General features: G+C 66.7%; 25 protein-coding genes. 7 read left to right on the top strand and 18 right to left on the bottom strand.

Going from position 1 to position 26,913, the window contains the following annotated elements:
* Window positions 1-18: 18 nt before the first annotated feature.
* From PWS46_RS29895 to PWS46_RS29880, 4 genes are read right to left on the bottom strand one after another with little or no spacing between them, the layout of a single operon-like run.
* On the bottom strand, window positions 19-855 hold the full coding sequence (locus tag PWS46_RS29895) for an ABC transporter permease (protein WP_434625922.1): 837 nt from the start codon (window positions 853-855) through the stop codon (window positions 19-21).
* Window positions 856-869: 14 nt separating this feature from the next.
* Window positions 870-1,727 carry an ABC transporter permease gene (locus tag PWS46_RS29890; RefSeq protein WP_434625920.1) on the bottom strand — a complete coding sequence of 286 codons (858 nt, stop codon included), beginning with the start codon at window positions 1,725-1,727 and terminating at the stop codon, window positions 870-872.
* 38 nt (window positions 1,728-1,765) lie between these two features.
* Entirely contained in the window at window positions 1,766-2,812 is a 1,047-nt protein-coding gene (locus PWS46_RS29885) for an ABC transporter substrate-binding protein (RefSeq protein ID WP_434625919.1), read from the bottom strand.
* A 46-nt stretch (window positions 2,813-2,858) separates the two neighbouring features.
* A complete protein-coding gene (locus PWS46_RS29880; protein ID WP_434625917.1) occupies window positions 2,859-3,992 on the bottom strand; it encodes an ABC transporter ATP-binding protein in 1,134 nt (377 codons plus the stop codon).
* 205 nt (window positions 3,993-4,197) lie between these two features.
* On the opposite strand from PWS46_RS29880, the gene PWS46_RS29875 reads away from it, so the two are divergent.
* Entirely contained in the window at window positions 4,198-5,613 is a 1,416-nt protein-coding gene (locus tag PWS46_RS29875; protein WP_434625915.1) for an amidase, read from the top strand.
* A gap of 107 nt (window positions 5,614-5,720) precedes the next feature.
* Here PWS46_RS29875 and PWS46_RS29870 read toward each other — a convergent pair whose 3' ends face one another.
* The 13 genes from PWS46_RS29870 to PWS46_RS29810 all read right to left on the bottom strand — a co-directional run bounded on the left by PWS46_RS29870 (window position 5,721) and on the right by PWS46_RS29810 (window position 19,828).
* Complete coding sequence (locus tag PWS46_RS29870; protein WP_434625913.1) at window positions 5,721-7,514, bottom strand: helix-turn-helix domain-containing protein; 1,794 nt, start codon at window positions 7,512-7,514, stop codon at window positions 5,721-5,723.
* Window positions 7,515-7,596: 82 nt separating this feature from the next.
* A complete protein-coding gene (locus PWS46_RS29865) occupies window positions 7,597-8,856 on the bottom strand; it encodes an MFS transporter (RefSeq protein WP_434626048.1) in 1,260 nt (419 codons plus the stop codon).
* A gap of 23 nt (window positions 8,857-8,879) precedes the next feature.
* Window positions 8,880-9,482 carry an amino acid synthesis family protein gene (locus PWS46_RS29860; RefSeq protein WP_434625911.1) on the bottom strand — a complete coding sequence of 201 codons (603 nt, stop codon included), beginning with the start codon at window positions 9,480-9,482 and terminating at the stop codon, window positions 8,880-8,882.
* A 91-nt stretch (window positions 9,483-9,573) separates the two neighbouring features.
* Window positions 9,574-10,614: a glycine betaine/L-proline ABC transporter substrate-binding protein ProX gene (gene proX / locus PWS46_RS29855; RefSeq protein ID WP_434625909.1), complete on the bottom strand. Its 1,041-nt coding sequence runs from the start codon at window positions 10,612-10,614 to the stop codon at window positions 9,574-9,576.
* 71 nt (window positions 10,615-10,685) lie between these two features.
* Window positions 10,686-11,648, bottom strand: coding sequence for an ABC transporter permease (locus PWS46_RS29850; RefSeq protein ID WP_434625907.1), 963 nt, complete (start codon window positions 11,646-11,648; stop codon window positions 10,686-10,688).
* Window positions 11,641-12,837 (bottom strand): quaternary amine ABC transporter ATP-binding protein, encoded by a 1,197-nt coding sequence (locus PWS46_RS29845; RefSeq protein WP_434625905.1) that lies wholly within the window; start codon window positions 12,835-12,837, stop codon window positions 11,641-11,643. Before PWS46_RS29845 ends, PWS46_RS29850 begins: the two co-directional genes overlap by 8 nt.
* A gap of 161 nt (window positions 12,838-12,998) precedes the next feature.
* The gene (locus tag PWS46_RS29840; RefSeq protein WP_434625903.1) at window positions 12,999-13,313 is read right to left on the bottom strand and encodes an NIPSNAP family protein; all 315 of its coding nucleotides are present in this window, start codon (window positions 13,311-13,313) and stop codon (window positions 12,999-13,001) included.
* Window positions 13,310-13,708, bottom strand: a complete 399-nt coding sequence (locus PWS46_RS29835) for a carboxymuconolactone decarboxylase family protein (RefSeq protein WP_434625900.1) — start codon at window positions 13,706-13,708, stop codon at window positions 13,310-13,312. The genes PWS46_RS29840 and PWS46_RS29835 overlap by 4 nt, the downstream gene beginning before the upstream one ends.
* Window positions 13,701-14,540: an alpha/beta fold hydrolase gene (locus PWS46_RS29830; RefSeq protein ID WP_434625898.1), complete on the bottom strand. Its 840-nt coding sequence runs from the start codon at window positions 14,538-14,540 to the stop codon at window positions 13,701-13,703. The genes PWS46_RS29835 and PWS46_RS29830 overlap by 8 nt, the downstream gene beginning before the upstream one ends.
* Before the next feature lie 2 nt (window positions 14,541-14,542).
* Window positions 14,543-15,658, bottom strand: coding sequence for an LLM class flavin-dependent oxidoreductase (locus PWS46_RS29825; protein WP_434625896.1), 1,116 nt, complete (start codon window positions 15,656-15,658; stop codon window positions 14,543-14,545).
* Window positions 15,659-15,703: 45 nt separating this feature from the next.
* Window positions 15,704-17,215, bottom strand: coding sequence for an aldehyde dehydrogenase (locus tag PWS46_RS29820; RefSeq protein WP_434625894.1), 1,512 nt, complete (start codon window positions 17,213-17,215; stop codon window positions 15,704-15,706).
* 35 nt (window positions 17,216-17,250) lie between these two features.
* Window positions 17,251-18,249, bottom strand: a complete 999-nt coding sequence (locus PWS46_RS29815; protein WP_434625892.1) for a flavin reductase family protein — start codon at window positions 18,247-18,249, stop codon at window positions 17,251-17,253.
* 151 nt (window positions 18,250-18,400) lie between these two features.
* Window positions 18,401-19,828 (bottom strand): sigma-54 interaction domain-containing protein, encoded by a 1,428-nt coding sequence (locus tag PWS46_RS29810; protein ID WP_434625890.1) that lies wholly within the window; start codon window positions 19,826-19,828, stop codon window positions 18,401-18,403.
* Between the two features lie 331 nt (window positions 19,829-20,159).
* Here PWS46_RS29810 and PWS46_RS29805 point away from each other — a divergent pair, with 331 nt between their 5' ends.
* From PWS46_RS29805 to PWS46_RS29780, 6 genes are all read left to right on the top strand, one after another.
* Window positions 20,160-21,071 carry a 3-hydroxyacyl-CoA dehydrogenase family protein gene (locus PWS46_RS29805; RefSeq protein WP_434625888.1) on the top strand — a complete coding sequence of 304 codons (912 nt, stop codon included), beginning with the start codon at window positions 20,160-20,162 and terminating at the stop codon, window positions 21,069-21,071.
* 81 nt (window positions 21,072-21,152) lie between these two features.
* On the top strand, window positions 21,153-22,091 hold the full coding sequence (locus PWS46_RS29800) for a 3-keto-5-aminohexanoate cleavage protein (RefSeq protein ID WP_434625886.1): 939 nt from the start codon (window positions 21,153-21,155) through the stop codon (window positions 22,089-22,091).
* Window positions 22,092-22,124: 33 nt separating this feature from the next.
* Window positions 22,125-22,904, top strand: a complete 780-nt coding sequence (locus PWS46_RS29795) for a 3-hydroxybutyrate dehydrogenase (protein WP_434625884.1) — start codon at window positions 22,125-22,127, stop codon at window positions 22,902-22,904.
* Window positions 22,905-22,987: 83 nt separating this feature from the next.
* Window positions 22,988-24,202 (top strand): ABC transporter substrate-binding protein, encoded by a 1,215-nt coding sequence (locus PWS46_RS29790; protein ID WP_434625882.1) that lies wholly within the window; start codon window positions 22,988-22,990, stop codon window positions 24,200-24,202.
* Window positions 24,203-24,371: 169 nt separating this feature from the next.
* The gene (locus PWS46_RS29785; protein ID WP_434626046.1) at window positions 24,372-24,791 is read left to right on the top strand and encodes a CopG family transcriptional regulator; all 420 of its coding nucleotides are present in this window, start codon (window positions 24,372-24,374) and stop codon (window positions 24,789-24,791) included.
* Between the two features lie 53 nt (window positions 24,792-24,844).
* A complete protein-coding gene (locus tag PWS46_RS29780) occupies window positions 24,845-26,134 on the top strand; it encodes an extracellular catalytic domain type 1 short-chain-length polyhydroxyalkanoate depolymerase (RefSeq protein ID WP_434625880.1) in 1,290 nt (429 codons plus the stop codon).
* 62 nt (window positions 26,135-26,196) lie between these two features.
* Here PWS46_RS29780 and PWS46_RS29775 read toward each other — a convergent pair whose 3' ends face one another.
* Window positions 26,197-26,895: a fumarylacetoacetate hydrolase family protein gene (locus PWS46_RS29775; RefSeq protein ID WP_434625878.1), complete on the bottom strand. Its 699-nt coding sequence runs from the start codon at window positions 26,893-26,895 to the stop codon at window positions 26,197-26,199.
* Window positions 26,896-26,913: the final 18 nt, after the last annotated feature.

The raw sequence follows: 26,913 nt of genomic DNA, 5'->3' as shown, positions 1-26,913 counted from the left end.
CTGAGAACAGGACGGGCCTCAGGTCAACCGTTTGGACAGGCCGGCGACGCGCTCCATCGCCATCATCAGGGCGATGGTGGCGACGATCAGGATGCCCGACAGCGCCGCCACGGTGACGTCCAGCCGGCCTTCCAGGTCCTGCCACATGCGGATCGGCAGCATGTCGGTGGCGGCGTCGCGCAGGAACAGCGAGACGGGAACATTGTCGAAGGATGCCATGAAGGCGATGAAGCCGCCGGCCATGATGCCGGGCCGGATCAGCGGCAGGGTGACCCGGCGGAAGCCGTACCAGCGCCCGCCGCCCAGGCTGGCCGACGCCTCCAGCAGCGACGGGTTCATCTGGGCCAGCGACGCCACCGTGTTGCGCACGACGTAGGGCACCGACACCACGGTGTGGCCGATGACGAGGGTCAGCGGCGACACCGGCACCCCGATCATCGAGAAGAACATCAGAGACGACAGGCCGAAGGCCAGCGCCGGCAGCACCAGCGGCGACAGGAACAGGCTGTCCAGCACCCGCGCCGTCAGCGTCGGCGACCGCGCGATGCCCAGCGAGGCGGAGACTCCGAGCAGGATCGACAGGCCGGTCGCCCAGGCCGCCACCTTCAGGCTGTTCATCAGCGCGAACTGGAGCTGCCAGGCGTTCCACAGCTCAGCGTACCAGCGCAGCGAATAGCCGGGTGGCGGGAATTTCAGAGAATAGCCGCTGGTGAAGGACACCCAGATCACCACCACCGTCGGCGCGACCAGCAGGACCAGCGCCACGAGCGCGATTCCGGTCATGACGATGCGGAAGCTGAGCGCGTCGAGATCGATGCGGCGTCCGGCAGTGTTGGAAATGGCGGCTTGGGACATCGCTTCCCCCCTCGTCAGGCGTTGGCATAGCCGCGCGACAGGCGGCCCAGCGCGTTGAAGATCGACACCACCACCAGCACCGCCACCAGGAAGATGATGGAGATCGCCGCGGCGAACGGCCAGTTCTGCAGGGTCGAGGCCTGCTGGTAGATGTACATCGGCATGAACAGCATCTGGCCGCCGCCGATCAGGCTCTGGGTGATGAAGGCGGTGATCGCCGCGGCATAGGTCAGCAGGCAGCCGGCGATGATGCCCGGCAGCGACAGCGGCAGGATCACCTTGCGGAAGGTCCGCCAGTGCCCGGCCCCCAGCACCGAGGACGCATCGGCGAGGTTCGGGTCGATGCGGCTCAGCGCCGTGATGATCGGCAGCACCATCAGCGGCATCTGCACCTGGGCCAGCGCCACCACCACGCCGCCTTCGGTGTAGAGCAGCTTCAGCGGCGTGTCGATCAGTCCCAGCCAGGACAGAGAGGCGTTGACGATGCCCTGCCGGCCGAGGATGACCACCCAGGCGAAGGTGCGCACCACCACGCTGGTCAGCAGCGGCAGCAGCACCAGCAGCATGATGACGCCCTTCGCCCAGCCGGGGGAGCGCTGGTGCAGCCAGGCCACCGGATAGCCCAGCAGCAGGGTCAGCGCCGTCACCTTCACCCCCAGCCACAGGGTCGATCCCAGCACCCCCAGGCTGAAGCGGTCGCCCAGAAAATTGACATACTGCGTCAGCCCGTACTGGCCGCCCTGCGGGTCGGTCTGGAAGCTCAGCGCCAGCAGGATGACCAGCGGGGTGACGAAGAACAGGACGAAGCCCGCCGCCAGCGGAGCCGCGAGCTTCAGGTCGTAGGTGGTGACGTCGCGCAACGTCGCGGCCATGGGGCGCCTCCTCCGGCTGGCGGGCTTTGGTGGTCGGATCAGATGCGGATTTCGCGGTTGAACCGCTCGATCCAGGCGGCGCGCTGCTCGTTGATCTTGTCCCAATCCTGGAAGACGAATTTCTTGGCGATCTCGGCATGGTCCTTGGCCAGCGCCTTGGCGATCTCGCCCTTCATGGCGACCTTGGTGTTGGTCGGCACGATCAGGTACGGCTCCTCCATCAGCGTCGCCTGCACCTCCGGCGACAGCGCGGCCTCGATCAGCTTGAAGGCCAGCTCCTTGTTGGGGGAGTTCTTGACGATGTGGATCGTCGTCTTGAAGGCGATGGCGCCCTCCTTCGGGGCGACGAACTCCACCGGCACGCCGCGCGCCTTCAGGATCTGGATGGCGTTGAAGTTGCCAGGGCTGATGTCGATCTGGCCCTGCTGGAACAGGGTGGCGAGCTGCCCCGGATTGGCGGCGACGGCGGCGAGGCTGGGGCGCAGCGATTCAATGGCCTTGAAGGCCGGATCGATGTTGGCCTCCGACCCGCCATGCATCTTGGCAAGCTCGACCATGAAGCCGGTGCCGAGCGTCGAGTTCATGTTGGTGATGCCGACGCGGCCCTTGTACTCCGGCTTCCACAGATCGGCCCAGGATGTCGGCGGCGTCTTGATGGTTTCCGGGTTGTAGGTCAGCCCGACCACCTGGAAGAAGGGTGCCGGCCCCATCGGCTCCTGCGCCGCCGGGATCAGATCCTTGTAATAGGCGCTCTTCTCGACCGGATAGGGTTCGACCAGATCCTGGGCGATGGCCTGCAGCGCCGGTCCCGGATCGTGCAGCATGACGTCGATCGGCGGGTTGGACTTGGCGGCGTTCACCTTGGCGATCTGGTCGACCGACAGCATCGGGTCGAGCACCATGTTGGCGTCGCCCGTCGCCTTGCGGAAGGCGGGGACGAGCACGGCGCGGTGCGCCTCCTCCCAACTGCCGGTGAAGGTGGCGAAGACCAGCGGGCGCGCCTGCGCCCAGGTCAGGCCGGGGAAGGCGTGCATTGCACCCAGCGTCAGCGCCGTCTGCATCAGATTGCGGCGGGTCAGCAGCATCGTTCACTCCTGAAGGTGATAGGAGGTGGGTGGATCGGAGGGGATTTCAGGCCGCGGCGAAGACCGAGGCGAGGCGTGGGGCGACCGGGGTGAGGCGCACCGGCGTGCCGGGGGCCAGCAGCTCGGCGCGCTGGATGCGCGGTTCGGATACCTTGACGGCGCTGCCGTCGCCGATGCGGATTTCGTGGACGACGGTGGCGCCGAGCGGCAGCCCCATCTCGACCACGCCGTTCAGCGTCTCGGCGTCGTTGGCAGCGTTGATGTGGGTGGTGGGAACCACGCTCAGATGTTCCGGGCGCAGGCAGACGGTGACGCGGGCGCCGGGGCGCAGATCGCCCTTCGGCGCGCGCGTCTCGACGATGCCGCCGGCGTCCAGTCGCACCCGCCCGGCGGAGCGGTCGCCTTCGACCAGCACGCCACCCAGCAGGTTGGCCGAGCCGACGAAGGTGTTGACGAACAGGCTGTCGGGCGCGTCGTAGATCTCGGTCGGCGGCGAGAACTGCTCCAGCCGGCCCTGGCTCAGCACCGCGACGCGGTCGGCCATCGACAGCGCCTCCTCCTGGTCGTGGGTGACGAGGATGGTGGTGATGCCCGAAAGCCGCTGGATGCGCTTGACCTCGATCTGCATGTCGAGCCGCAGGTTCTTGTCCAGCGCGGCGAATGGCTCGTCCAGCAGCAGGATCGACGGATTGACCGCCAGCGCGCGGGCCAGCGCCACGCGCTGCTGCTGGCCGCCGGACAGCTGGCGCGGCGTGCGCTCGCCCAGATGGCCCAGCTTCACCATGTCGAGCATGCGCTGCGCCTCGCTGCGCTGGGTGGCGCGGTCGACGCCGCGCGCATCCAGCCCATAGGCGACATTCTCCGCCACCGTCATGTGCGGGAACAGCGCATAGTTCTGGAAGACGATGCCGACGGAGCGGCGGTTGGGCGGCAGGCCGTCCACGCTCTGGCCGCCGACCATCACATGGCCCTTCGTCTGGGCCAGGAAGCCGGCGATGATCCTGAGCAGGGTCGTCTTGCCGCAGCCCGAGGGGCCGAGCAGGGCCACCAGTTCGCCGCCGCGGATGTCGAGCGTCACCTCGTTCACGGCGAGTGAAGCGCCGTAGCGTTGGGTAATCCCATCCAGGAGGAGCGTCTGCCCGCGCGGGGAAGCCGGGCCGTTGGGCGAAGCGCTGACCATGGCTGCACCGTCCCTTTCGCGTTGCCGTAAGATCACGCCCTACCTAAGCAAACGGCATGCCGATTTCTATTTTCATCATATAATCCAATTTGATAGCTATGTTCATGGTGTAATGTGCCTGTGTCGCATACCTGGGTGTGCCGCCTTCTTGGGCGGGAGCCGGATGCAATTGCCGCTTTTGGCGCCATCGTTGGGAGATTGATGGATGTCTGTGCAGAACGACGTCTTGTGGCGGGACAGCGCGGCTGCCTTGGCCGCCCGTCTGGCCTGTGGGGAACTTTCGGCCCGCATGGTGGTGGAGGCGCATCTAAACCGCATCGCGGAGACCGATCCCGTCCTGTCCGCCTTCATCACCGTTGCAGCGGACAAGGCGCTGGCGAAGGCCGGGGAACTGGACGCCACTCTGGCGCGGACTGGTCGGCCGGTCGGGCCGCTGCATGGCCTGCCGGTGGCGGTCAAGGACCTGACCGACACTGCCGGCATCCGCACCACCTACGGGTCCGAGCTTTACGCCGACCATGTGCCGACGGATAACGATGTCGCGGTGGCCCGGATCGAGGCGGCTGGCGGCATCGTCATCGGCAAGACCAACACGCCGGAATTCGGCTTCGGGGCGATCTGCCGGAACCGACTGGCAGGGCCGACACGTAACCCCTTCGACACACGGCTGACCTCCGGCGGGTCGAGCGGTGGATCGGCCGTCGCGGTGGCTGCCGGCATGGTGCCGCTGGCCCACGGCACCGACTTCGGCGGGTCGGTGCGTGTGCCGGCGGGCTTCTGCGGCGTCGCTTCGATCCGGCCGACGCCCGGACTGGTTCCGGCGCCGAAACGGGCGCTGGGCTGGGACACGCTGGCGACGCATGGGGTGATTGCGCGCGATACCGCGGACTGCGCCCTGATGCTCGGCGCCATGGCCGGCATCGATCCCGACGATCCGACGTCGCTGCTGTCGCTCACGGACGACCGCGACGGCGGGGCGGCCTCACGCCTGGGGGCGACGGTCGATTTCGGCGCTGCGACCGTCTCGCAAGCGGTGCGGGAGCGCTTCGCCGCGGCGGTCGCCCGCCTGGAGGATGCGGCTGGTCCGGTCGTCCGCCGTCATCCCGACTGCAGCGATGCCATGGCGACCTTCCGCACGCTGCGCGCCGCGCAGATCCGCCACGCCTACGGATCGCTGCTGGACGGGGATGGCGACCGGTTGACCGACACCGTGCGCTGGAATATCGAGGCGGGGAGCGGCATCACCGCTGAAGCCTATCTGGAGGCGCAGGCGGCGCGAACCGCGCTGTACCGCCGCTTCGTCGCGCTGTTCCGGGACATCGATGTGCTGGTGGCTCCGGCTTGCGGCGTGCTGCCCTGGCCGAACGACGATGGTGAAGTGACGTCGGTCGATGGCAGGCCGGTGGAGACGATCCTGGATTATCTCGGCGTGACGGCCATCGTCACGCTGGTTGGGTTTCCGGTCCTGACGCTTCCGGCTCCGGATGCCGAAGGGCTTCCCTTCGGCCTGCAACTGATCGCGCGTCCGGGCGAGGAGCGGCGGTTGATCCGCCTCGGCCGGAGATTGGAGCGCGACGCCGGTTTCGTCCATCACTGGCCACCGATCTCGGCGGTCCGGTGAGGCACCGCGCAACTGATCCGCAGGAGCTTTGGTGCACAACACGGCGATCTGACGGAACCTGGTCGAGCCCTCATGGTCGGGGGATGAACGGGCCGGCCAGTCCGGGATCAATCGGTCTGGTCTATGACCCCGCTCAAGTGGATGGCGAGTTCGACCGAGAAGCGCCGTTCCGGACTTTCGACGTCGATGCCGAACAACTCGGCGATGCGCGTCAAGCGGTAGCGCAGGGTGGTGACGTGTACGCCAAGCTGGTCGGAACAGGCCTTGGTGCGGCATCCGGTCTTCACATAAGCGGAAAGCGTCTCCAGGTAGGGCGTCCCATGCCGGCGGTCGTAATCGACAAGAGCGCCGATGCTGTCGGCGACATAGCCGCGCACCTCGTGGGTGTTTGCCGCGGCCAGCAGCATGGGAAGCGGGCCGAACTGCCGGGCATCCAGCACGCCGGGGCGACCGAACTCCTCGGCGATCCGGATCATCCGCCACGAGCGCTCCCACGCCTCCGCGTAGTCCGGCGGCGCCGTGCAACGGCTCGTCAGCACGACGAAAGGCTCGGCATGCAGGATGTCGGCGACGGAACGCGCAATCTGCGCCATCAGACGCTTGACCGGTCCCAGGCTGCGCTCGTCGACGGCAGGAATGAGGCAGACCAGTCCGGCCGGAACGGTGACGAACGTACCGGTCACCCCGCTCGGCGCCAATAACCGCTGGACCGGAAGGTGGAGGTCGGCCGCGGCGCTCACCGCCCGCGGACTGCGGCCGGGCAGTCCGACCACGATCATCTGGGTCGGCAGGTCAAGGTTGAGGCCGAGCCGCAGCGCGCGCTCCCCGATGTCGCGATGATCGCGCCAGCGCCGTTCCACCAGTTCCAAGAACAGATCGGTGAGCGTCCGGTTCTCGTAGCGAAAGCGGATGACGTTGCGCAGCATCTGGATGCTGAGAGCATGCTTGATGCCGTCGAGCAGGAGCTGATCGGACTGCCGGTAGGGCTGCGGACCGGGAAAGATCATCAGCGCGCCGACCACCTCGCCGTCGGCCGTCAACGGCTCGATGCGCGGGGCCGTACGGATGCGCTTACCGCCGACCTCCCAGAACAGGGTCGCTTCGCCGGCGGCGGGATGGTCAATCGCATCGCGCGCCGCCTTCATGATCGACGGGGCGAGGCTGCTCGCGACCGCCGCCTGCCAGTCGGCATCGCCGATGTCGCTGCCGCAGGGCGCCCGGTCAGCGGTGACGAGGTTTGCGGTGAAGTCGACAATGACGATCGAGTAGGGCAGCATGTCGCGGAAGAGTGGCAGGAGAGTTGCCATCGCCCCGTCCTCCAGCGCCTGCCGCAGAAGCGACGTATTCACTTCCAGCGCCCGCTGCAATCGTTCGGCGGCAAGCGACTCCGCCCGCAACCGGTGCTGGCGCTCCACAGCGATCTCGCCGAGTTGGACGATCATGCCGATGAAGGTCAGATCCTCCTCGCTCACCTCGACGATGCTTCGGGACACGACGCTCAGCACCAGCGGCCGGCCGCTGTCGTCGGTGCAGTTCATCGGCACGACCAGCACGCTGTGATAGTCGCGCTCGAACGCCTCCCGGCGGTAGCCGGGAAATTCCTCCGACACCCGGGCGTCGGGGATGAAGACAGGCTCGTTCCGCCGCAGGGCGACCAGCGATGGGCTGGTCGCCAACTCCCAGCGGTCGGGCAGGGGGCGCTGGATCAGCGTCGGATCGTGACGGACGACGACCAGGGCATAGCCATGCTCGACGTCCACCGCCATGATCGACCCCATCGACCAGTTGGCATGCCGGCAGGCGGCCAGGACCAGGCGCTGAAGCACCGTCGCCAGATCGCCGCCCGAATTGATCAGGCTTGCCACCACGCGCAGCGACTGGATGCGCGATGTCTCGACCACATTTCCTCCGCTGAAGGGACAGGCCCCGGATCAAATCCTGCTGACTCTAACCCGACTAAGGCGGTCGGAAAAAGCTGGAACCTCAGCGTTTCTCCGACGGTTCGCCGCCCGCCGTCTCAACGCTTGCCGCGTCGGTGGCCATGCGCGGCTTGGAGATCGCGGCGCCGGTCAGGCTTTCGGCCGGCAGCGGGGAGAAAGTCGTTCGACCGTCCGTATCCGCCCGCTCCCGTACGGCGCGACGGATCAGGACAAATCCGGTCAGTCCGGCACAGCCGGCGGCGGCATAGACGAACAGGCCCGACGGGCCGAACCTGTCCATCAGCAGGGCGCCGGGGACGGGGCCGATCATCGCTCCGACGGCCCAGACCACCAGCAGGCCGCTGACCGTCGGAACGATGCGGCCCGGCGGCACCACGTCGCAGGCATGGGCGACGCACAGGGCGTAGATGCACAAAACCTGACTGCCCCACAGCGCAAACCCCGTCCATACCAGCCACGCCGGGCTTCCGTCCGGCAGCAGAGCCATGCCGGCGGACAGAACGGCGCCGTTCGCCGCCACGGCCGCGATGACGATGCGCCGGTCTCGCCGATCCGACAACGCGCCGAGCGGCCATTGGGCGAGCAGACTGCCGCCCTGGAGCGCAACGAGCAGTGCGGCGGCGGCCGACGCGGACATGCCGATGCGCAGCCCGTACAGCGGAGCGAACGCGATCATCGTGCCGGTCACCACGCCGACCGCGAAGCAGCCGACCAGGGCTGACGGCGCCAGCCTGAACAGCCCGCGCAGATCGAGCGTCACGGCCGTCGGCAGGGCCGGGCGGGCCGGGCGGGCGGCGGCGACCGGCAGCACCGAGAGCAGGATCAGGAGGATCAGCAGCCGGAAGGGCTGGTCGCCGCCGGGGTCGAGCAGAAGGGGACCGGCCATCAGCGCCAGCTTGGTGGTGACCATGTAGACCGCCAGGATGCGCCCACGCTGCCCATTCTGCGTTCCGGAGCCGATCCATCCCTCGACGACGGTAAACAGCCCGGCGAAGCCGATGCCGGTCATCGCGCGCAACAGGAACCAACCGATGCCGCCACCAGCGAGCGGCAAGGCGAGGACGAGGATCGCCATGAGCGCGGCCAGTCCGGCATAGGCACGGACGAAGCCGAGACGGCGGACCACCCTGGGGGCGGCAAGGCAGCCGGCGGCGAAGCCGATGCCGTAACCGGACGCAACCATGCCGATATCGGCCGCCGACAGGCCCTGTGCCTGCATGCGCAACGGCAGCAGGGCCTGGAGCAGTCCGTTGCCGGCCTGAAGCAGAACGGCGGCGGCCATGACCGGCAGCAGCGGTGGCATCACTCTCGGCAACTCCGGTCGGCTCAGGTCCGGTAGGGGGCTTGGGCCTTTTCGGCCTCCATCTCTTGCATGTCGAGAAAGCGGTCGCCGATGCGCGGGTGGGCGCGGCTGCCGTCCGATGCTCCGATGGCGACCAGCAGTTCGTCTGGGCCGGGGGCGTCCGGAACCTGGAAGTTCGCGGTCAGGAAATGGGCCCGCTTGCCGGTCTCGGTCTTATGGATCATCGGCAGGGCGAGCAGCGCGCCCGGGGCGTTGCGGGTGTTGGTGAAGCTGAGGAAGGTGGTTCCCTGCGCCGCCTCGCGGAACATGTTGCCGAAGCGCAGGGTGTGGATCAGGGCCGAGGCATGCTCGACCTCGCCGTTGACGCCGACCGAAGCGGCCTTGCCGTAGGCCTCGATACGCTCGGCGGGCATCAGGGCGACAAGCCGCCGGGTCATCTCCGCCCCCAGCACCGGCGCCACCCGCAGGATTTCCGGCCGCAGGTTTTCGACGAAGCCCTGGCCGGCCCAGGGATTGCGCAGCACGGCGGCGATGACGACCGAGGTGATCGGCCGTTCCGCCGGTTTGCCGCCTTCGACGATGGTCTCCTCGATGAAGGTGGAGATCTTGCGCAGTCCGATGTCCATGATTGTCCGTTCGCTTTTTCCGGTGTCTCGATCCCGTCGCCGGCCAGACTGCGTGGGTGCGGCCGGCGACGTGGCTGTCTCGCGCGACGGTTCAGCTTGCCGCCCTGGCGCTGGCGATCCATTGCTCGAACGTCGGCTTGTTGGCGGAGAGCCATTCCTGCGCGAGTGCGCGGATGTGGCTCTCGCTGGCGCCCTTCTCGCTGATGCTGCGTTCCCAGCCGGCCCAGGTCTGCAGCGGGAAGCCTATGGATTCGACCAGTGCCTTCACTGCGGGGTTGGCGGCGATGAAGTCGCGGTTGGCGACGGTGTTCCAGTTCCAGGACGCCATGGCCATCCGGCAGGGATCGGCACCGCCGGCGCAGCCCGAGACACCTTTGACGAGGGCGGTTCCCTTGTTGGGCACCGACGGCGGCAGTGCGTCGAACGGGGTGGGCAGCCAGACCACGTCCTTGCCCGGGATCAGCGTGTTGGTGACCCAGGACGGGCTCCAGGCATAGAAGAAGGCCGGTTCGCCGCGGCGGACGCGGGCGACGGCCTCCACCATCAGCGGCTCGTACTTGCCGCGGACCGAGTTGACCGTGTCCTTCAGGCCGAACTTGTCGAGCTGGTAATCGACCACGTCGCCACAGCTCCAGCCGGGATCGCAATTGACTAGATCGGCCTTGCCGCCCTTGCCGAACAGCGCAGCGATCTTCGGATCCTTCATCTGCTCAAGCGAGGTGATGTGATGGGCGTCCGCCGTCTTTTTGTCGATCAGGTAGCCGTTGACGCCACCTTCCTTGATCAGGCCGTCGCCGACGATCATCGCCTGCTGCTCCACCTTGCGGAAGGCGGGCTCGCGCTGGGGAAAATTGATGTCGGTGGCGATGTCCAGGTCACCCTGCGCGGCAGCCTGGAAGAACAGGGTCGTGCTGAGGGTGCTGAGCTTGACCGAATATCCCAGTTCCTTGAAGGCGGCGGAAACGATCTGGGCGGTGACGTAGTTGGCGCCGAGGCTGTCGGATTGGGCGTAGCGGATGGTCTTGCCCTTGCCGGGCTGGTCGGCGGCCAGCGAGGGCTGGGCGCAGGCCAGGGCGAGGAACGCGGCGGCGGCGATGGATTTGGCGGCCGACTTGGCGGTGAAGAAGGGCATGGCGGTCTCCTCGAACGGGGTCGGGACGGGAAAGGATGAGGCCGGGATTGGAAGTACGGCGCAGGCCGGGATCACTGGTCCGGACTGGAGATGACGGGGTTGGAGACGGCCGTTCGGGAGACACCCTTGTCCTCCGCCGAAGGGCCGGAGCGGACCAGCGCCCGCAGGCTGCGAAGCAGCGGACGTCCGCCGGGGCCGCCCGGTTGAGCCATCTTCTGGGTAATGCGGTCGAGCACCATGGCGAGCAGCACGATGGCGATGCCCCCCACCGCGGCGCGGCCGACATCGAGCCGTCCGAGACCCTGGAGCACCACCAGCCCCAGTCCCTCCGCCCCGATCATGGCGACGACCACCGACATCACCATCGCGGTCAGCACCGTCTGGTTCAGACCGCCGAGGATCGTCGGCACGGCAAGGGGAAGCTGGACCTCCCACAGCAGCTGCCGCTTGGTGGCGCCGAAGGCGAGGCCGGCCTCCACCATCTCGGTCTCGACCATGCGGATGCCGAGATTGGTGAAGCGGATCAGCGGTGGCGCCGCCGCGGTCACCACCGCCACCTCGCCCGGCACCGTGCCGACGCCGAACAGCATCACCACCGGAACCAGATAAACGAAGGTCGGGGTGGTCTGCATGATGTCGAGGATCGGGCGGACCACGCCCCACAGCCGGTCGCTGCGGGCGCAGCCGATGCCGATCGGGATGCCGACGGCCGCGCAGATGACGATGGCGGTGGTGATCAGCGACAGGGTCGTCATCGCTTCCGACCACACCCCCAGGGCGGCGATGGCGACCAGGGCGACGCCGGTGAAGCAGGCGACGCCCAGGCTTGCCAGTCGCCAGGCCAGCAGCACCGCCACCGCCACGACGGCGAGGAAGGGGATCTCCTGAAGCAGGAAGATGTTGAGGCTCAGTACATATTCGACCGGCCATTTGATGGCGAGGAAGAGGGGGCGCAGGTTCAGCGCGATCCAGGCGACGCCGTCCTGAATCCAGGCATCGACGGGGAAGACGTTCAGATCGTTGGCGTCAAGCATGCAGGCCTCCCGCGGGGTGAGGAGGGGCCGACGCGATGCCGGCCAGGATACGGTCGCCGGCGAGCGTTCCGGTCAGCCGGCCTTCCTCGTCGACAACGGCCATCGGTCGTCCGGCCCGGTGAGCGCGGGCGGCGTCGAGGAGGCTGTCGCCTTCGCGCACGGTGACGAAATCCTTGCGAAGGCTCCCGAAATTGGCGTCGCCGAATGGCTTGCCGTCGCGCAGGCCCAGCAGCGTCTCTGTGTCCAGCACACCGACAACGTGCCCGCCGTCGTCCAGCACCAGTCCGCCGCCGTCGCCGGTCTCGGCGAGGCACAGCCCGGCAGCCAGCGGAACGGGCTGCACCGGGCTCATCGCCGAACGGGCGTCGAACAGGCGCGAACGGTCGACCTCGCGGGTGAAGGCAGCAACATAGTCGCTGCCGGGTTCCAGCACGATGGACTGTGGCGTGCCTTCGCGGACCAGTTCGCCGTCGGCCATGATGGCGATCCGGGTGCCGAGCTTCAGCGCTTCCTGAAAATCGTGGGTGATGAACAGGATGGTTTTCTTCAGCGTGCGTTGGAGGCGCAGCAGTTCGTCCTGCATTTCCGTGCGGATCAGCGGATCGAGCGCGCTGAACGCCTCGTCCATGATCAGCACGTCGGCGTCGGTGGCGAGCGCACGGGCCAGCCCGACCCGCTGGCGCATGCCGCCGCTCAATTCGTGTGGATAATGGTTGCCCCATCGGGCCAGCCCGACGATGGACAGAACCTCTTCCGCCCGACGCCGCCGGACCTGGGGGGCTACCCCCTGGAGCTTCAGGCCGAATTCCGCATTCTCGGCGACGGTGCGGTTGGGCAGCAGGGCGAAGTGTTGGAACACCATGGAGATCCGCGTGCGGCGGATGTCGCGGAGTTCCGCCTCGCCGGCGGTGACGATGTCCTGGCCGTCCAGCAGGATGCGGCCGGCGCTCGGTTCGTTCAGCCGGTTGATGCAGCGCGCCAGAGTGGACTTGCCCGAACCCGACAGCCCCATCACCATATAGATGGCGCCGCTCTGCACCGACAGTGAAACGTCGTTCAACCCTACGACCATTCCGGTTTTTGCCAGCACTTCGGATTTTTTCGCGCCGGCCGCGAGCATTTTCAGAGCCGGCTCGGGAGATTTGGAGAAAACTTTACAAAGATTCTCTACCCTCAGTCGTTCGGTCACAACCGTCTCCCATCGTTGTGGTCGGTGGGCTTTCCCTGCTCTTAAAGTTTTTTACTTATGCCCATTTAGAAAAGCTGAGCCTCTTCATGTCTTCCCGTCAAACAGAGGAAACGCAGCCCAATTATTCCGGTGATCCGGAGCATGCGGGCGACGCCCCTCCGTCATTTCAGGGGCGAAAAGGCGGTCGGCAGCAGGATGCGGTTTTCCGCCGTTTCGATCAGCGCCGTCAGCTTCGGGATGAATGCCTGCCAGCGCGGATCCTCGGAGAGGCGGCGACGGCGGGTGGTGCGGTCCTCGAAGTCCGCATAACCCCACATATGGACGACATGGTTGAGCGGGCCGATCTCGCTGACGAAGTAACCGATCAGGTTGCCGAGGATCGGTTGCTGGATCTCCAGCCCTTCGTCCTGCACCAGCGCCAGATAGTCGCGCAGCTTGCCTGAGCGGATGCGGTAGATTCGTTCCTCGACGATCATGGCGCGCCTCCTTCGCCGTCAGCGGCGATCTCCTGCCGAATCTTGCGGGCGATGCGGAAGCACTCCACGCCGGCCGGAATGCCGCAATAGACCGCGATCTGGATCAGCGCCGCCTGCAGTTCGGCATCGGAAAGGCCGTTGCGGATGGCGCCGCGCAAATGAAGCTCGAACTCGTGCATGCGGCCCAGCGCCGCGATCATGCCGAGGTTGAGCAGGCTGCGCTGGCGGCGGTCGAGCGCATCGTCCGCCCAGCATTGCCCCCAGCAATATTCGTTGACCATCTGCTGAAAGGGCCGGGAGAAATCGTCGGCCGCAGCCATCGCGCGGTCGACATAGGCGTCGCCGAGCACGTCGCGTCGGACGCGTTCGCCTGCCCGTTGCAGGGGCTTATCCATGGCTTGCGGTCTCCGTTGGGTGGTCGGCAAGATTGCCTGCGGCCGTCAGGAAGCGTCCCATCAGCCCCGCCACCGCGTCCGGCGCCTCGATCAGGATCGAATGACGCAGGCCGGGCAGGATGTGCAGCTCGGAACCGGGAATGCTGTCGTGCATGGTACGGGCCATGCGCGGGTTGGAGCCGATATCCTCTTCGCCCGTCGCGATCAGGGTCGGACAGCGGATCTGGTCGAGGAAGCCGCCGAAGTCGGTTTCCGCCAGGACGCGGTAGGCGGCGGCGTAGCAGTCTGGATCATTCTCGGCGTTGCGCCGACGCAGCACCCGGATCAGGTCCGGATTGCGTTCCTGGAACCCCTCCGTCAGCCAGCGCGACAGGGACGCGTCATAGTGCGATCCCGGCTCGCCGGCCTGCAGCGCTGCAAGGCGATCCAGCACCCGCCGCCGTTCCTCCGGATTGCGGCCGGCGACGGTGGACAGCAGCACGAGCCGCTTGACGCGCTCCGGATGGTTCAGGGTCAGGCGCTGTGCGATCAGTCCGCCGAGCGAGAAGCCCGCCAGGTTGAAGCGGTCGAACCCGACATGGTCGGCCAGAGCCAGCGTCTCGCCGACGAAATCGTCGATCTCGTAGCGGCCCTTGATGCGGGTGGAGCCGCCATGACCCCGCAGGTCGAAGGTCAGGATGGTAAAGCGGTCCGCGAGCCGCTCGACCACGCCGCTCCAGGCCTCCAGATAGGAGCCGACGCCATGGACGCAGACCAGCGGTTCCGGTCCCCGACCGTCGAGCCGGTAGTTCAGCGTCACCGGCCCGATTTTGAAGTGACGGGAGTCCGACATGGTCAGCGTCCCGCCGCAACCATCCGCGGCGGTGCCGCGGCGAGGCGGCGCTCCTCCTCGCGCTGCCGGTCCCGCTCGCGGGCGGCGAAGACCGGCAGCACCTCTCGGGTGAACAGGTCGAGCGTCTTGCGCTGCAACTCGAACGGCAGGTTGAAGGACAGGCCAAGGGAGAACTGGTCCACGCCCGCCGCCTCGTAATCCAGCAGCTTTTCGATAACCTCGTCCGGCGTGCCGAACATCAGGTTCTTCAGGACATTTTCCGGCTTGTAATTGTCGCGGCCGGCGACGCTCTCGTAAGAGACTGCAGTCGGGAAACCGTTGGTCACCGTGCCGATGTTCTGGAACAGGTTCTCGAAGCTGCGGCCATAGTCGATGCTGTGCCGTACTGCCAGTTCGGCCTCCTCCGGCCGCTCGTAGCAGCAGGTGCGGCGCTGCATCATGAAGCGCGGGCGCGGCACCTGCGGATGGTCGGCCACCGCCTTGCGGAACTTTTCGCCCAGCACGGCGATCTCGGCGGCCGGCGCTGCCAGCGGCGTGGACAGGATGCTGGCGCCGATGCCGACGGCCCAATCGAAGGTGCCGGGATCGCGGGCCGCGACCCAGATGCGCGGGTGCGGCGTCTGCAGCGGCTTGGGCACCGAGGTGGCGAGAGGGAATTTCCAGTAATGGCCGTCATGGGCGTAGTCGCCGGCCCACAGCTTCTGCACCGCCGGCACCAGCTCCTTCATGTAGGCGACGCCCTCCTGCTGGGGCATGCCGCCGGCCATGCGGTCGAACTCGTACTGGTAGGCGCCGCGGGCGATGCCGAACTCCAGCCGGCCGCCGGTCAGATGGTCGCACAGCGCCGCCTCCCCGGCCAGACGGATCGGGCTCCAGTAGGGGGCGACGATCGTGGCGGTGCCGAGCCGGATGCGCTCGGTGTGCTGGGCGAGCCAGGTCAGGATGGTGAAGGGGTTGGGGGAGATCGTGCATTCGATCGTGTGATGCTCGGCAGTCCACAGGGTCTCGAAACCGCCCTGGTCGGCCATTCTCACCAGTTCCAGCATGGTGCTGGTCACGTCGCTCATCGGCGTGTCCGGTGAAAAGCGCTCCATGGAGAGCGCGACGGCGAACTTCATGTCCTGGTCCTTTGTTCGGGGGAGAAGAAGCCCGGTCGGGGCGGATCAGCGCAGCCGGATGACGAAGGGGTCCTGCATGGCGCCGGAATAATCGATGACGACGTTCTTCGACCGCGAGAACTCGCGCATCACGTCGAAGCCGCCACGCCGGCCGTAGCCGCTCTGCTTGAAGCCGCCGTTCGACGACATGTAGGCGGCGGCGCGGTAGGTGTTGATCCAGACCGTCCCGGCATCGATCCGGGTAGCAAAGCGCATGGCGCGGTCGATGTCGCTGGTCCAGATGCCGGACGCGAGGCCGTAGCGGGTGTCGTTCGCCATGGCGATCATCTCGTCCTCGGAGCCGAAGGGCACCACGCCGACGACCGGCCCGAAGATCTCGTCGCGCATGAAGCCCATGTCGTTGCGGGCATCGGCCAGTACCGTCGGCTCGTAGTACCAGCCCTTTTCCAGCCCGGCCGCCTGGGGCCGCCGGCCGCCGACTGCCAGCCGGGCGCCGTCGCGCAGTCCGGAGGCGACATAGCCCTCGACCTTGGCGAGCTGCGCAGACAAGGCGAGCGGGCCGATGTCGGTGTTCTCCTCCATCGGGTGGTTGACGGTGATGCGTCCGGTACGGGCGACCAGGGCTTCGACGAAGCGGTCGTAGATGGAGGCCTCGACGAAGCAGCGCGACCCGGCGACACAGGTCTGCCCGGCGGCGGCGAAGACGCCGGCGACCACGCCGTTCACCGCCCGCTCGATGTCCACGTCGCCGAACACCACATGGGGCGATTTGCCGCCCAGCTCCATCTGGCAGGGCACGAGGTTGGCGGCCGCGTTGGCGGCGATGCGGCTGCCCGTCTGGGTGCTGCCGGTGAAGACGATCTTGGCGATGCCGGGATGGCGGGTCAGCGCCTCTCCGGCGGTTCCGCCGCCGCCGGTCACCACATTCACCACGCCGTCCGGGAAGCCCGCTTCCGATACCAGCTCGGCGAGCGCCAGGGTGGAGGCGGTGGCGTGTTCCGACGGCTTGATCACCACCGTGTTGCCGATGGCGAGACAAGGCGCCAGCGTGCCGGTCAGCAGCATCAGCGGCGAGTTCCACGGCGTGATCATGCCGACGACGCCCAGCGGCTCACGCATGTTGAAGTTCAGCATGTCGAGCTTGTTCACCGGGATGGTGTCGCCCTGCAGCTTGTCGGCCATCCCGGCGAAGTAGAGGTAGCTGTCGGGGATGGCGCGCATCTGGGCGCGCATCTCCTTGATCAGCTTGCCGTTGTCGCGGGTTTCCATCAGCGCCAGTTCTTCGGCGTTGGCGAGGATCAGCTCGGCCAGGCGGCGCACCAGCTTGCCGCGGTCGCTCTGGGTCATGCGCCGCCAGGCTGGATCGGCGAACGCGGCCCGCGCCGCGGCGACGGCGGTGTCGACATCTTCCGCGCCGGCGTCGGCCAGCTCGTACCAGGGTTCGGCGGTGGTGGGATCGTAGCTCGGAATATAGCGGCCGCTTTTCGGTTCCACGAACCGTCCGCCGATATAGAGGCTGCGGCGGGTGCCTTCGAGCGATCTGCAGGTGGTATGCATCGCGATCTCGTATTTTGTGGAGGAACGGCGGGAGGTCAGCCGTTTTCGGCAAAAGCGCCGATCCAGGGAGAGGTGCTGCCGTCGACCATCGCCAGCCGTCCGCCATCGCTGGAGTCGATGTAGATGCCGAAGCGGTCGGCTTGCCGTTCGCGGACATAGCGGCGCAGCATCGCCCGTGTCTCGCGCATTGGCATGGCGTCGAAGGGCAGGGAGGCGAGAGCAAAGAAGCGGAAGCCCGGCGGCAGCGTCGCGGTCGCCGCGTCGGCCGCGAGGCGGGCGCGGTAGACCAGACAGCCGGCATCCTGTCCGGCAACGTCGAAGACCGAATAGAGGAAGCTGTCATCCGGCCGCAGGGGAAGCGTGCCCCCGTCCGCCAGCGGCAGCGTCCATTCGGCCTTGCGGCTGCGGCCGCGCGGCAACTGCCATCCGCCCGCTCCGTCAGACTGCAGCAGGATGCCGTCGTCGGATTCGACGAGGTAGCCGATCCTTATGCCGTGCGGTGTCTCGCCACCGACGTCCGAAGCGTCGCGCAGCGTCGTGTAGCTGCCCCGGCAGAACCCGAGCGGGGCCGTCCGCCCTTCCGTCGCGTTCTGACCGAATGCCTGCACGCGGCCGATGAGAATGAGATGGTCGCCGGCGATAACGCGGTCATGCACCGTGCAATCGAACCAGGTGAGGCAATCGGTCAGGACCGGTGCGCCGGTGTGTTTCGGGCCGAACCCGGTCGAGCGGAATTTGTCGGGCGAACGGGAGGCGAAAAGGCTGGAGACGTCGGCTTGTCCTTCATGCAGCAGGTTCACGGCGAAGGACGGCGCAGTGCAGAAGATTGGAAAGCTGAAAGACCGGTTGCCGATACAGATCAGGATCAGCGGAGGATCGAGCGAAACGGACGTGAAGGAATTCGCCGTGATCCCGCGGGGATTTCCCTCTTCGTCAAGCACGGTGACGACCGTTACACCGGTCAGGAACGTGCCGAAGGCGTTTCGAAGGTCCCTTTGATTTATGGGCGATGGTTCATTCGAAGAGACTGCCACGTCAACCTCCCTTCCATGTCGAAGAGAAGGCTACGCCGGGTGGATGCGGCCATCTTCCTCCGGAAGAGCGGAAGCTGCGACATTTTGTCCCATCGATTGCAAGGAACGGGGACTGTCGCGGCAGCGCCGATGCCTCTTCCGGCATGCGGCATCAGTCCTCCGGATGCGCGGCAATGCCGTGCTTGCGCAGTTTGGCATAAAGGTTCGTGCGCGACAGGCCGAGCCTCCGGGCCGCTTCGAGCTTGTTGCCCCGGCTCGCCTCCAGGGCTTCCAGAATGAGCGCCCGTTCCAACTCATCCATGGCGGCGGTCAGGGACTGCTTCCGGTCGGGTGGGGTCGGGGACTGGATAGCGGTGCTCGGAAGGATGTCCGCGAAATCCTCGGCCGTAATGCGCTCACCTTCGGTGCGCACATAGACCTGTTCGATGACGTTGGCCAATTCACGGACATTGCCGGGCCAATCATGCTGTCGCAATACTTCCAGCGCCGCAGGCGTGAATTCGCGCATCGGCTGATCGAGACTGATGGCGATTTTCTCCGAGAACAGAGGGGCAAGGATTTCAAGATCGTCCCTGCGGTCACGGAGCGCCGGCAGTTGTATCGGAAAGACGTTGAGCCGGTAGTACAGGTCCGCCCGGAATGTGCCGTTGCGCACCATGTCGGCCAGGGGACGGCTGGTTGCCGCGATGATGCGGACATCGACCTTGATGACCTGATTGGACCCCAGCGGCTCGACCTCGCTTTCCTGCAGGGCACGCAACAGTTTGGCCTGCAACGGCTGCGGCATGTCGCCGATCTCGTCGAGAAACAGCGTCCCGCCATGGGCAAGCTGGAACTTCCCGGGGCGCGGCTGGCGGGCGGCACCCGTGTATGCCCCCGGTGCGACGCCGAAGAACTCCGCTTCCAGAAGATTTTCAGGAATTGCGGCGGTGTTGACGGCGACGAAGGGACGATGGGCACGATCCGAGGAGGCATGGATCGACTGCGCTACCAGTTCCTTGCCGGTTCCGGTTTCGCCGAGCAGCAGGACCGCCGACCGGATCTGACCGGCCCTGCGCACCAGCCGTTTAACCTGAAGCATTGGCTGGCTGAAGCCGATCAGGTTCTCGACCGTGTATTGCGAGGCCCGGCTCGCCGCCAACTCCTGCTCCACACGAGTCAGGCGCGACTGCAGCTTGTTGAAGCGGTCGGCGATGGGCCGAAGATACGTCAGGCTGTTTTTCAGGGCGAAGGCAAGCGCGCCGATGACCTGCCCCTGCTCGTCACGCAGGGGCAGACGGCTCACCAGCAGCGTGTGCTCGCCATAGCGCATGATGTCGAGCGGCAAAGACCGGCCCGTTTCCACCACCTCGCGCATCCGGCTGTGCGGAATGATGCGCTCCACCGGCTGGCCGATCGCGTCCGCCGGCGACCGGAAACCAAGGGTCGCGATCTGTTTGTCGCTGAACCAGACATGCTTGTCGTTCGACCAGACGAGGCGCGCATCCCGATCGACCAAGATGGCGCCGTCGATCATCTCGTCGATCATCACCATCAGCGCACGTGCCGCAGCGAAATGACCGGCCGGATCCTTATGCATGCCACGCTCCTTGGTGTCGCTGACTGTCAATATACCGTACATTAACTGTCAGAAAAGTGAACGCGGCGGAAGTGCCGATTTGCATGGGTGTTTCGGCCTTTGCGCCAGTCGACTGTCAGCAATCGCTAAATCCGGCTCCGACCCATATTGAGCGCCGCTTGGCACATATCGTTTCCTTTCAAACAGTTATCCTATGTGGCACGCGCGTTGCTATCCATCCCTTCCAAAATGCGCGCCACCCGAACAATCCGCCTTGCGACCTGCGGGCCTTGGCAGGACAGGGTGGAGGGGCACAGGCTTCAGGTCGGGCAAAGGGGGATATGCACGCGCCATGACAAACCAGCGCATCGCGATCATCGGCGGCGGACTGATGGGGCACGGGATCGCACAGGCATTTGCCGCCGCCGGACATCGTGTCGCCATCCAGGAGCCCGATGCCGAACGCCGGGCTGCCATTCCCGCCCATGTCCGCCGTAATCTGCAGGTTTTGGGCGAAGACATCGCCACCGCCGACCTGATCGAGCTGCACGAAACGCTGGCGGGTGCCGTTGCCGGCGCCGACATCGTCATCGAGGCGGTGCCGGAGGACCTTGCCCTCAAGCAACGCATCGTCGCCGCCATCGAAGCGGCCGCACCTTCCCATGCGCTTCTGGCCAGCAACACGTCGGTCATCCCGATCACGCGGATCATGGAGCCGCTTTCCGACAAGTCCCGCGCCATGGGCACCCATTGGTGGAACCCGCCCTATCTGATCCCGCTGGTCGAGGTGATCCAAACCCAGGACAGCAGCGATGCCGCAATCGCCGCGATGATCGGTCTGCTGACGTCCATCGGAAAGACGCCGGTGCATGTCCGCAAGGATGTTCCCGGCTTCATCGGCAACCGCCTGCAGCACGCGCTTTGGCGCGAGGCGATTGCCCTGGTCCAGAACGGCGTGTGCGATGCCGAAACGGTCGATGCCGTGGTCAAGGCGAGTTTCGGCCGACGGCTCGCCGTGCTGGGACCGTTGGAGAATGCCGATCTTGTCGGCACCGACCTGACCCTCGCGGTTCATGAGCATGTCCTGCCTGATCTCGACCGCAGTCCCGGCCCGCTGCCGCTTCTGCGCGATCTGGTCGCGTCTGGGCGGCTGGGCATGAAGACCGGCGCCGGTTTCCGGACCTGGACCGACGCGCAGCGGGAGGAGATCGCAACCACCCTCGCAACGCATCTTCAACGGCTGGATGGCCTCGAACGCCGGTAGCGGCCACCGCAGCCGCTCGGCGACGTTCAAACTTCAATCGTCCGCAGCCCCGACGGGCGGACTCATACAGGAGGGCCTTGCATGGCCGCACCAGGCAAGAAAGTCATCATCAGCTGCGCACTGACGGGTTCGATCCACACGCCCACCATGTCGGACGCCCTGCCGGTCACGCCCGACGAGATCGTCGAGCAGGGTGTCGGGGCGGCCGAGGCCGGGGCGGCGATCCTGCACCTGCACGCCCGCGATCCCCGCACCGGACAGCCGACACCGGATCCGGCGGTGTTCATGCAGTTCCTGCCGCGGTTGAAGCAATCCACCAACGCGGTGCTGAACATCACCACCGGCGGCTCGCTCAACATGACGGTTCAGGAACGGCTCGCCGCTCCGCTGCTGGCCAAGCCGGAAATGTGCTCGCTCAACATGGGATCGATGAACTTCGGCATCTTCCCGCTGGCCGACCGCTACAAGAACTGGAAGCACGACTGGGAAGAGCCCTACCTGCGCAGCACCGACGACTTCATCTTCCGCAACACCTTCCGGGACATCGCCTATATTCTGGAACATCTGGGCGAGGGCTGCGGCACGCGCTTCGAGTTCGAATGCTACGACGTCGGCCACCTTTACAATCTCGCGCATTTCCTCGATCGCGGGCTGGTGAAGACGCCGCTCTTCATCCAGACGATCTTCGGAATCCTGGGCGGCATCGGGGCGGAGGAGCGCAACCTCGTCTTCATGCGCGAAACCGCCGACCGCCTGTTCGGCAAGGATTACGAATGGTCGGTGCTGGCCGCCGGCCGCCATCAGATTCCCTTCACGACCATGGCCGCGGTGATGGGCGGCAACGTCCGGGTCGGGCTGGAGGACAGCCTCTATCTCGCCAAGGGCCGGCTGGCGCGGAACAGTGCCGAGCAGGTGGCGAAGATCCGCCGTATCCTCGAGGAACTGTCGCTGGAGGTCGCCACCCCGGAAGAGGCGCGCGCCATGCTCCACCTCAAGGGCGCCGATCAGGTGGCCTTCTGAGCCGTCCCGCTTTCCTAAATTAAGGACCGATAGATGCAGAACAGAATCGCCGTGGTCACCGGTTCCACCAGCGGGATCGGGCTGGCGACCGTGCGGGAACTGGCCGGCAGGGGCTGCCATGTGATGGTCAACGGCTTTGGCGACCGTGCGGAGATTGACCGCACCTGTGCCGAGATCGCCGAGCGGAGCGGGACCCGGATCGTCTATTCCGCCGCCGATCTCAGCCGGCCGGAGGAGGCCCGCGCCATGATGGCGGAAGCTGCGAACCTGCTGGGCCCCATCGACATCCTGGTGAACAACGCCGGCATCCAGCATGTCGCCGCTCTGCACGAGTTTCCCGACGACAAATGGGACCTGCTGCTGGCGGTCAATCTCAGCGCCGCGTTCCACACCATCAAGGCGGCTGTGCCGGCGATGCGGGAGCGGGGCTGGGGACGCATCGTCAACACGGCCTCCGTGCTGGGCATGGTCGGCGCCCCGCACAAGCCGGCCTATGTCGCCGCCAAGCATGGCATCATCGGCCTGACCAAGTCGGTGTCGATCGAACTCGCCCCCCACGGCATCACCTGCAACGCGGTATGCCCCGGCACGGTGCTGACCCCGATCATCGAGCGCCAGATCGCCCAGCAGGCGCAGGTCACCGGCCTGCCGGAGGATCAGGTCCTAAAGGCGGTATTCCTGGAAAAGATGCCGACCGGCCGGCTGATCGGCCCGGAGGAGGTGGCCGCAGCCATCGCCTTCCTCTGTTCCGACGTCGCGGCGTCCATCACCGGCGCGGTCCTTCCCGTCGACGGCGGCTATACCACCCATTGAGTCCACGTGCCGTGACCCATTGGGCGGCGCCGTCGCCGGCGACTGCCCCAATCACCAAGAATTGTCAGAAATGGGAGTGAAAGATGCGCAAGTTCCTTCTCGCCGGCGTCGCCTTCGCCACGCTGGCCGCGGGTTCGGCCTCAACCCCGGCCCAGGCCCAGATGTCCGACACTGTCATCAAGATCGGCATGCTGTCCGACCGCTCCGGCATCTACGCCGACATCAACGGTGAAGGATCGGCGGTGGCCGCAAGGATGGCTGCCGAGGAGTTCGGCAACGCCATCAACGGCACGAAGATCGAGATCATCGTCGGCGACCACCAGAACAAGGCGGACATCGCCGCCAACCTCGCGCGCCAGTGGATCGATACGGAAAAGGTGGACGTGATCGCCGACGTGCCGAATTCGGCCGCCGCGCTGGCCGTGCAGGGGATCACGCGGGACAAGAAGCGCCTGTTCCTGATGTCCGGTCCCGGTTCGACCGACCTGACGGGCAAGGATTGCAGCCCCTACGGCTTCCATTGGACCTGGGACAACCATGCCGTCGCCTCCGCCACCGCCCGCGCGCTGGTCGAGCAGGGCAGGAAGAGCTGGTTCTTCATCACCGCCGACTATGCCTTCGGCCATTCGCTGGAGGCCGAGGCGGCCGACACGGTCAAGCAGCTCGGCGGGACGATCAAGGGCAGCGTGCGCCATCCGCTGGGCGCATCCGACTTCTCCTCCTACCTATTGCAAGCGCAGGCTTCGGGCGCGGATGTGGTGGCCTTCGCCAATGCCGGCGGCGACACCATCAACGGCGTCAAGCAGGCGGCCGAGTTCGGCATTCCCCAGGGCGGGCAGACCTTGGCCGGCCTGCTGCTGAACGTCAACGACATCAAGGCGCTCGGGCTGGAGACGGCGCAGGGGTTGATGCTGGCGAACTCCTTCTACTGGGACATGAACGACGAGACCCGCGCTTGGTCGAAGAAGTTCGAGGAGCGAACCGGCCGCAAGCCGTCGATGAATCAGGCCGGCGTGTATTCGGCGGTCCGGCATTACCTGAAGGCTGTGCAGGAGACCGGCACCGACGATGCCGACAAGGTGGCTGCAAAGATGCGCAGCATGCCCGTCACCGACATGATGATGAAGGAGGCGAAGATCGCCGATAACGGCCGCGTCTTCGACGACATGTATCTGGCGCAGATCAAGACGCCCGCCGAATCCAAATATGCCTGGGATTACTTCAAGATCATCAAGAAGATCCCTGGGACGCAGGCCTACATCGACCCGAAGGCTAGTGGCTGCCCACTTGTGAAGTGACGGAAAAAGGGGAGCGTTCGGGCTCCCCTTTTCTATTGCGCTGCGTCAGGCCGCCCCCGGCGGCGGGAGATGACGCCGACGGTCTTCCGAAAACATTGGGGTCGGGCTTGAACGGCGGGCTTTCGCCATCCATCTACCATCCCATCGGATGGTAGATGGATGGAATATGATGAGCGACGTGGCGCGGGATCTGCGACCGAAAGCCGGTGACAGCGAGAAGATCACAATCAATCTCGGCTATGTCGACCTGGGCCACATCGACCTGCTGGTGGAGGAGGGGTTTTATTCGAACCGCACCGACTTCATCCGCACCGCCATCCGCAATCAGGTCGACAAACACGCCGACGTGGTCCGCCAATCGGTGACGCGAAAAAGCGTCGATTTGGGCCTTCGCCATTTCAGCCGCGCCGACCTGGAAGCCGTGCAGGCCGAAGGGCGGATGCTGGACATCCGCGTCCTCGGGCTTGCCGCCATCGCCCAGGACGTGTCGCCCGAGCTTGCCCGTGCCACCATCGCCACGCTGACCGTCCTCGGCGCGCTCCACGCGGCCCCCGCCGTCAAGGCGGCGCTCGCCGACCGCATCCGCTGATGCGTCCCACAGCGCCGATGCCGGCGTCATCCCCGAACCCAGAAAGCACCCACATGTCCCAAACACGCCCCACCGGCATGCCGCCCGGCATGGACGAGGTCGCCCGCCTGACCCGGGCCGGCCGGCTCGCCGAGGCGACCGGCCTGATCCAGCGCCTGCTGCGGGGAGAGGGCGCGACCGATCCTGCGGCTGCTCCGGCCGCCGCGCCGGGCCCCACCGTTCCAGATCCGACAGTGCTGGAGGGAGAGTTCGTGCGCCTCGATTCCGCTCCCGGATCGCAGGCTCGCAGCGACACCCAGGATCCTGCGCGGTCGGCCGGCAAAATGGCGGGAAGCCGCTCCGGAATGGGCGCGAGGACCGGCCTCGGCGAGACCCTGCGCGGCCTTGCCGCGCGGCTGCGGCCGACGGGGTTGCGGGGCGGCGGAACCGGTGCTCCACGCCCGCCCGCCGAACCGCTGCCGGATGGTGCGTCCTTCACGACGGCGTCCCACAGCGGTGCGGCGGGGACGCGGGCCTACAAGCTCTATGTGCCGGCCAACCGCGGCGACGGGCTGCGTCCGCTGGTGGTGATGCTGCACGGCTGCACCCAGTCGCCCGACGATTTCGCCGCGGGGACGCGGATGAACGCCTTTGCCGAGCGGCACGGCGTTTACGTCGCCTACCCCGAACAGCCGGCCTCGGCCAATGCCCAGCGCTGCTGGAACTGGTTCAAACCCGAAGACCAGCGCCACGGACAGGGGGAGCCCGACCTGCTGGCCGGCATCACCCGCCGGATCATTCAAGACCATCCCATCGACCCGAACCGGGTCTACATCGCCGGGCTGTCCGCCGGCGGTGCCGCCGCGGCCATCATGGGAGAGGCCTATCCCGACCTCTATGCGGCGGTCGGCGTGCATTCCGGCCTGCCTGCCGGCGCCGCACACGACCTTCCCTCCGCCCTTGCCGTCATGCGCCAGGGCGACCGCGGCCCCATGGGCAAGGCAGGCACAGGAAGGGCGGGGACCGGCCAGCCAACACCCACCATCATCTTCCACGGCGATCGCGATACCACCGTCCACCCGCGAAACGGCGATCAGGTGGCCGCCCGGGCGGTCGCCGCGGCGGCCGGCGTTGGCACCGAGGTGCAACACGGCGAAGTCCCCGGCCGGCGTTCCTACAGCCGAACCCTGCACACCGACCCGTCCGGCCGGACATTGTGCGAGCTATGGGCCATCCATGGCGCCGGACATGCCTGGGCGGGCGGGAGCCCCACCGGCTCCTACACCGACCCGCAAGGTCCGGACGCCACGGCGGAAATGATGCGCTTCTTCCTGGAACACCAGTTGCGGCCCGCGTCGGCCTGAGGGTCCCTGGCGATCTGGGAGGGCAGGGCGGAGGTCCGCGTTCCTCCGCCCCGGCCGCCCCGTCAGGCCCGCTCGCCGATGGTCAGCGCGATGGTGCCGACCGAGGCGATGGAGCCTTCGATCACGTCGCCGGACACGACGGCACCGACGCCCTCCGGCGTGCCGGTGTAGATCAGGTCACCGGGTTGCAGATGATAGAGGGTGGACAGGTGTGAGATCAGTTCCGGCACCGACCAGATCAGCAGCGTCAGGTCGGTGGACTGCTTCGTCTCGCCGTTGACACGCAGTTCCAGCGTGCCGCTGGTCGGATGGCCGCACTCCGCCACCGGGACGATCTCCGACAACACGGCCGAGTCCTCGAAATCCTTGCCGATGTCCCAGGGCCGCTGCTTGGCGCGGGCGGCGAGCTGCAGGTCGCGCCGGGTCATGTCGAGACCGCAGGCGTAGCCGTAGACGACGTCCAGCGCCTCTTCCCGCGCGATGCGGAAGGCCGGCTTTCCGATGGCGACGACCAGTTCCATCTCGTAATGATAGTTCTCGGTCGCCGGCGGATAGGCGACGGTCGCCCCGGTCGGGACATAGGTGCCGGGCGACTTGGTGAAGTAGAAGGGCGCCTCGCGGTCGACCTGCACCCCCATCTCGCGGGCATGGGCCTCGTAATTGCGGCCGACGCAGAAGATGCGGTTGATCGGGTACAGCGCGTCGCTGCCGCGGACGGGGGCGGCGGGGATGGCGGCGGGGGTGAAGACGTAGTCGGTCATCTCAGGATTTCCTCCGGT

It is taken from the genome of Azospirillum sp. B2RO_4, from assembly GCF_051124815.1.
Classification (GTDB): Bacteria; Pseudomonadota; Alphaproteobacteria; order Azospirillales; family Azospirillaceae; genus Azospirillum.
Note: the sequence above shows the minus strand (reverse complement) of the source record. Positions and strands in the feature narration are given on the sequence as shown.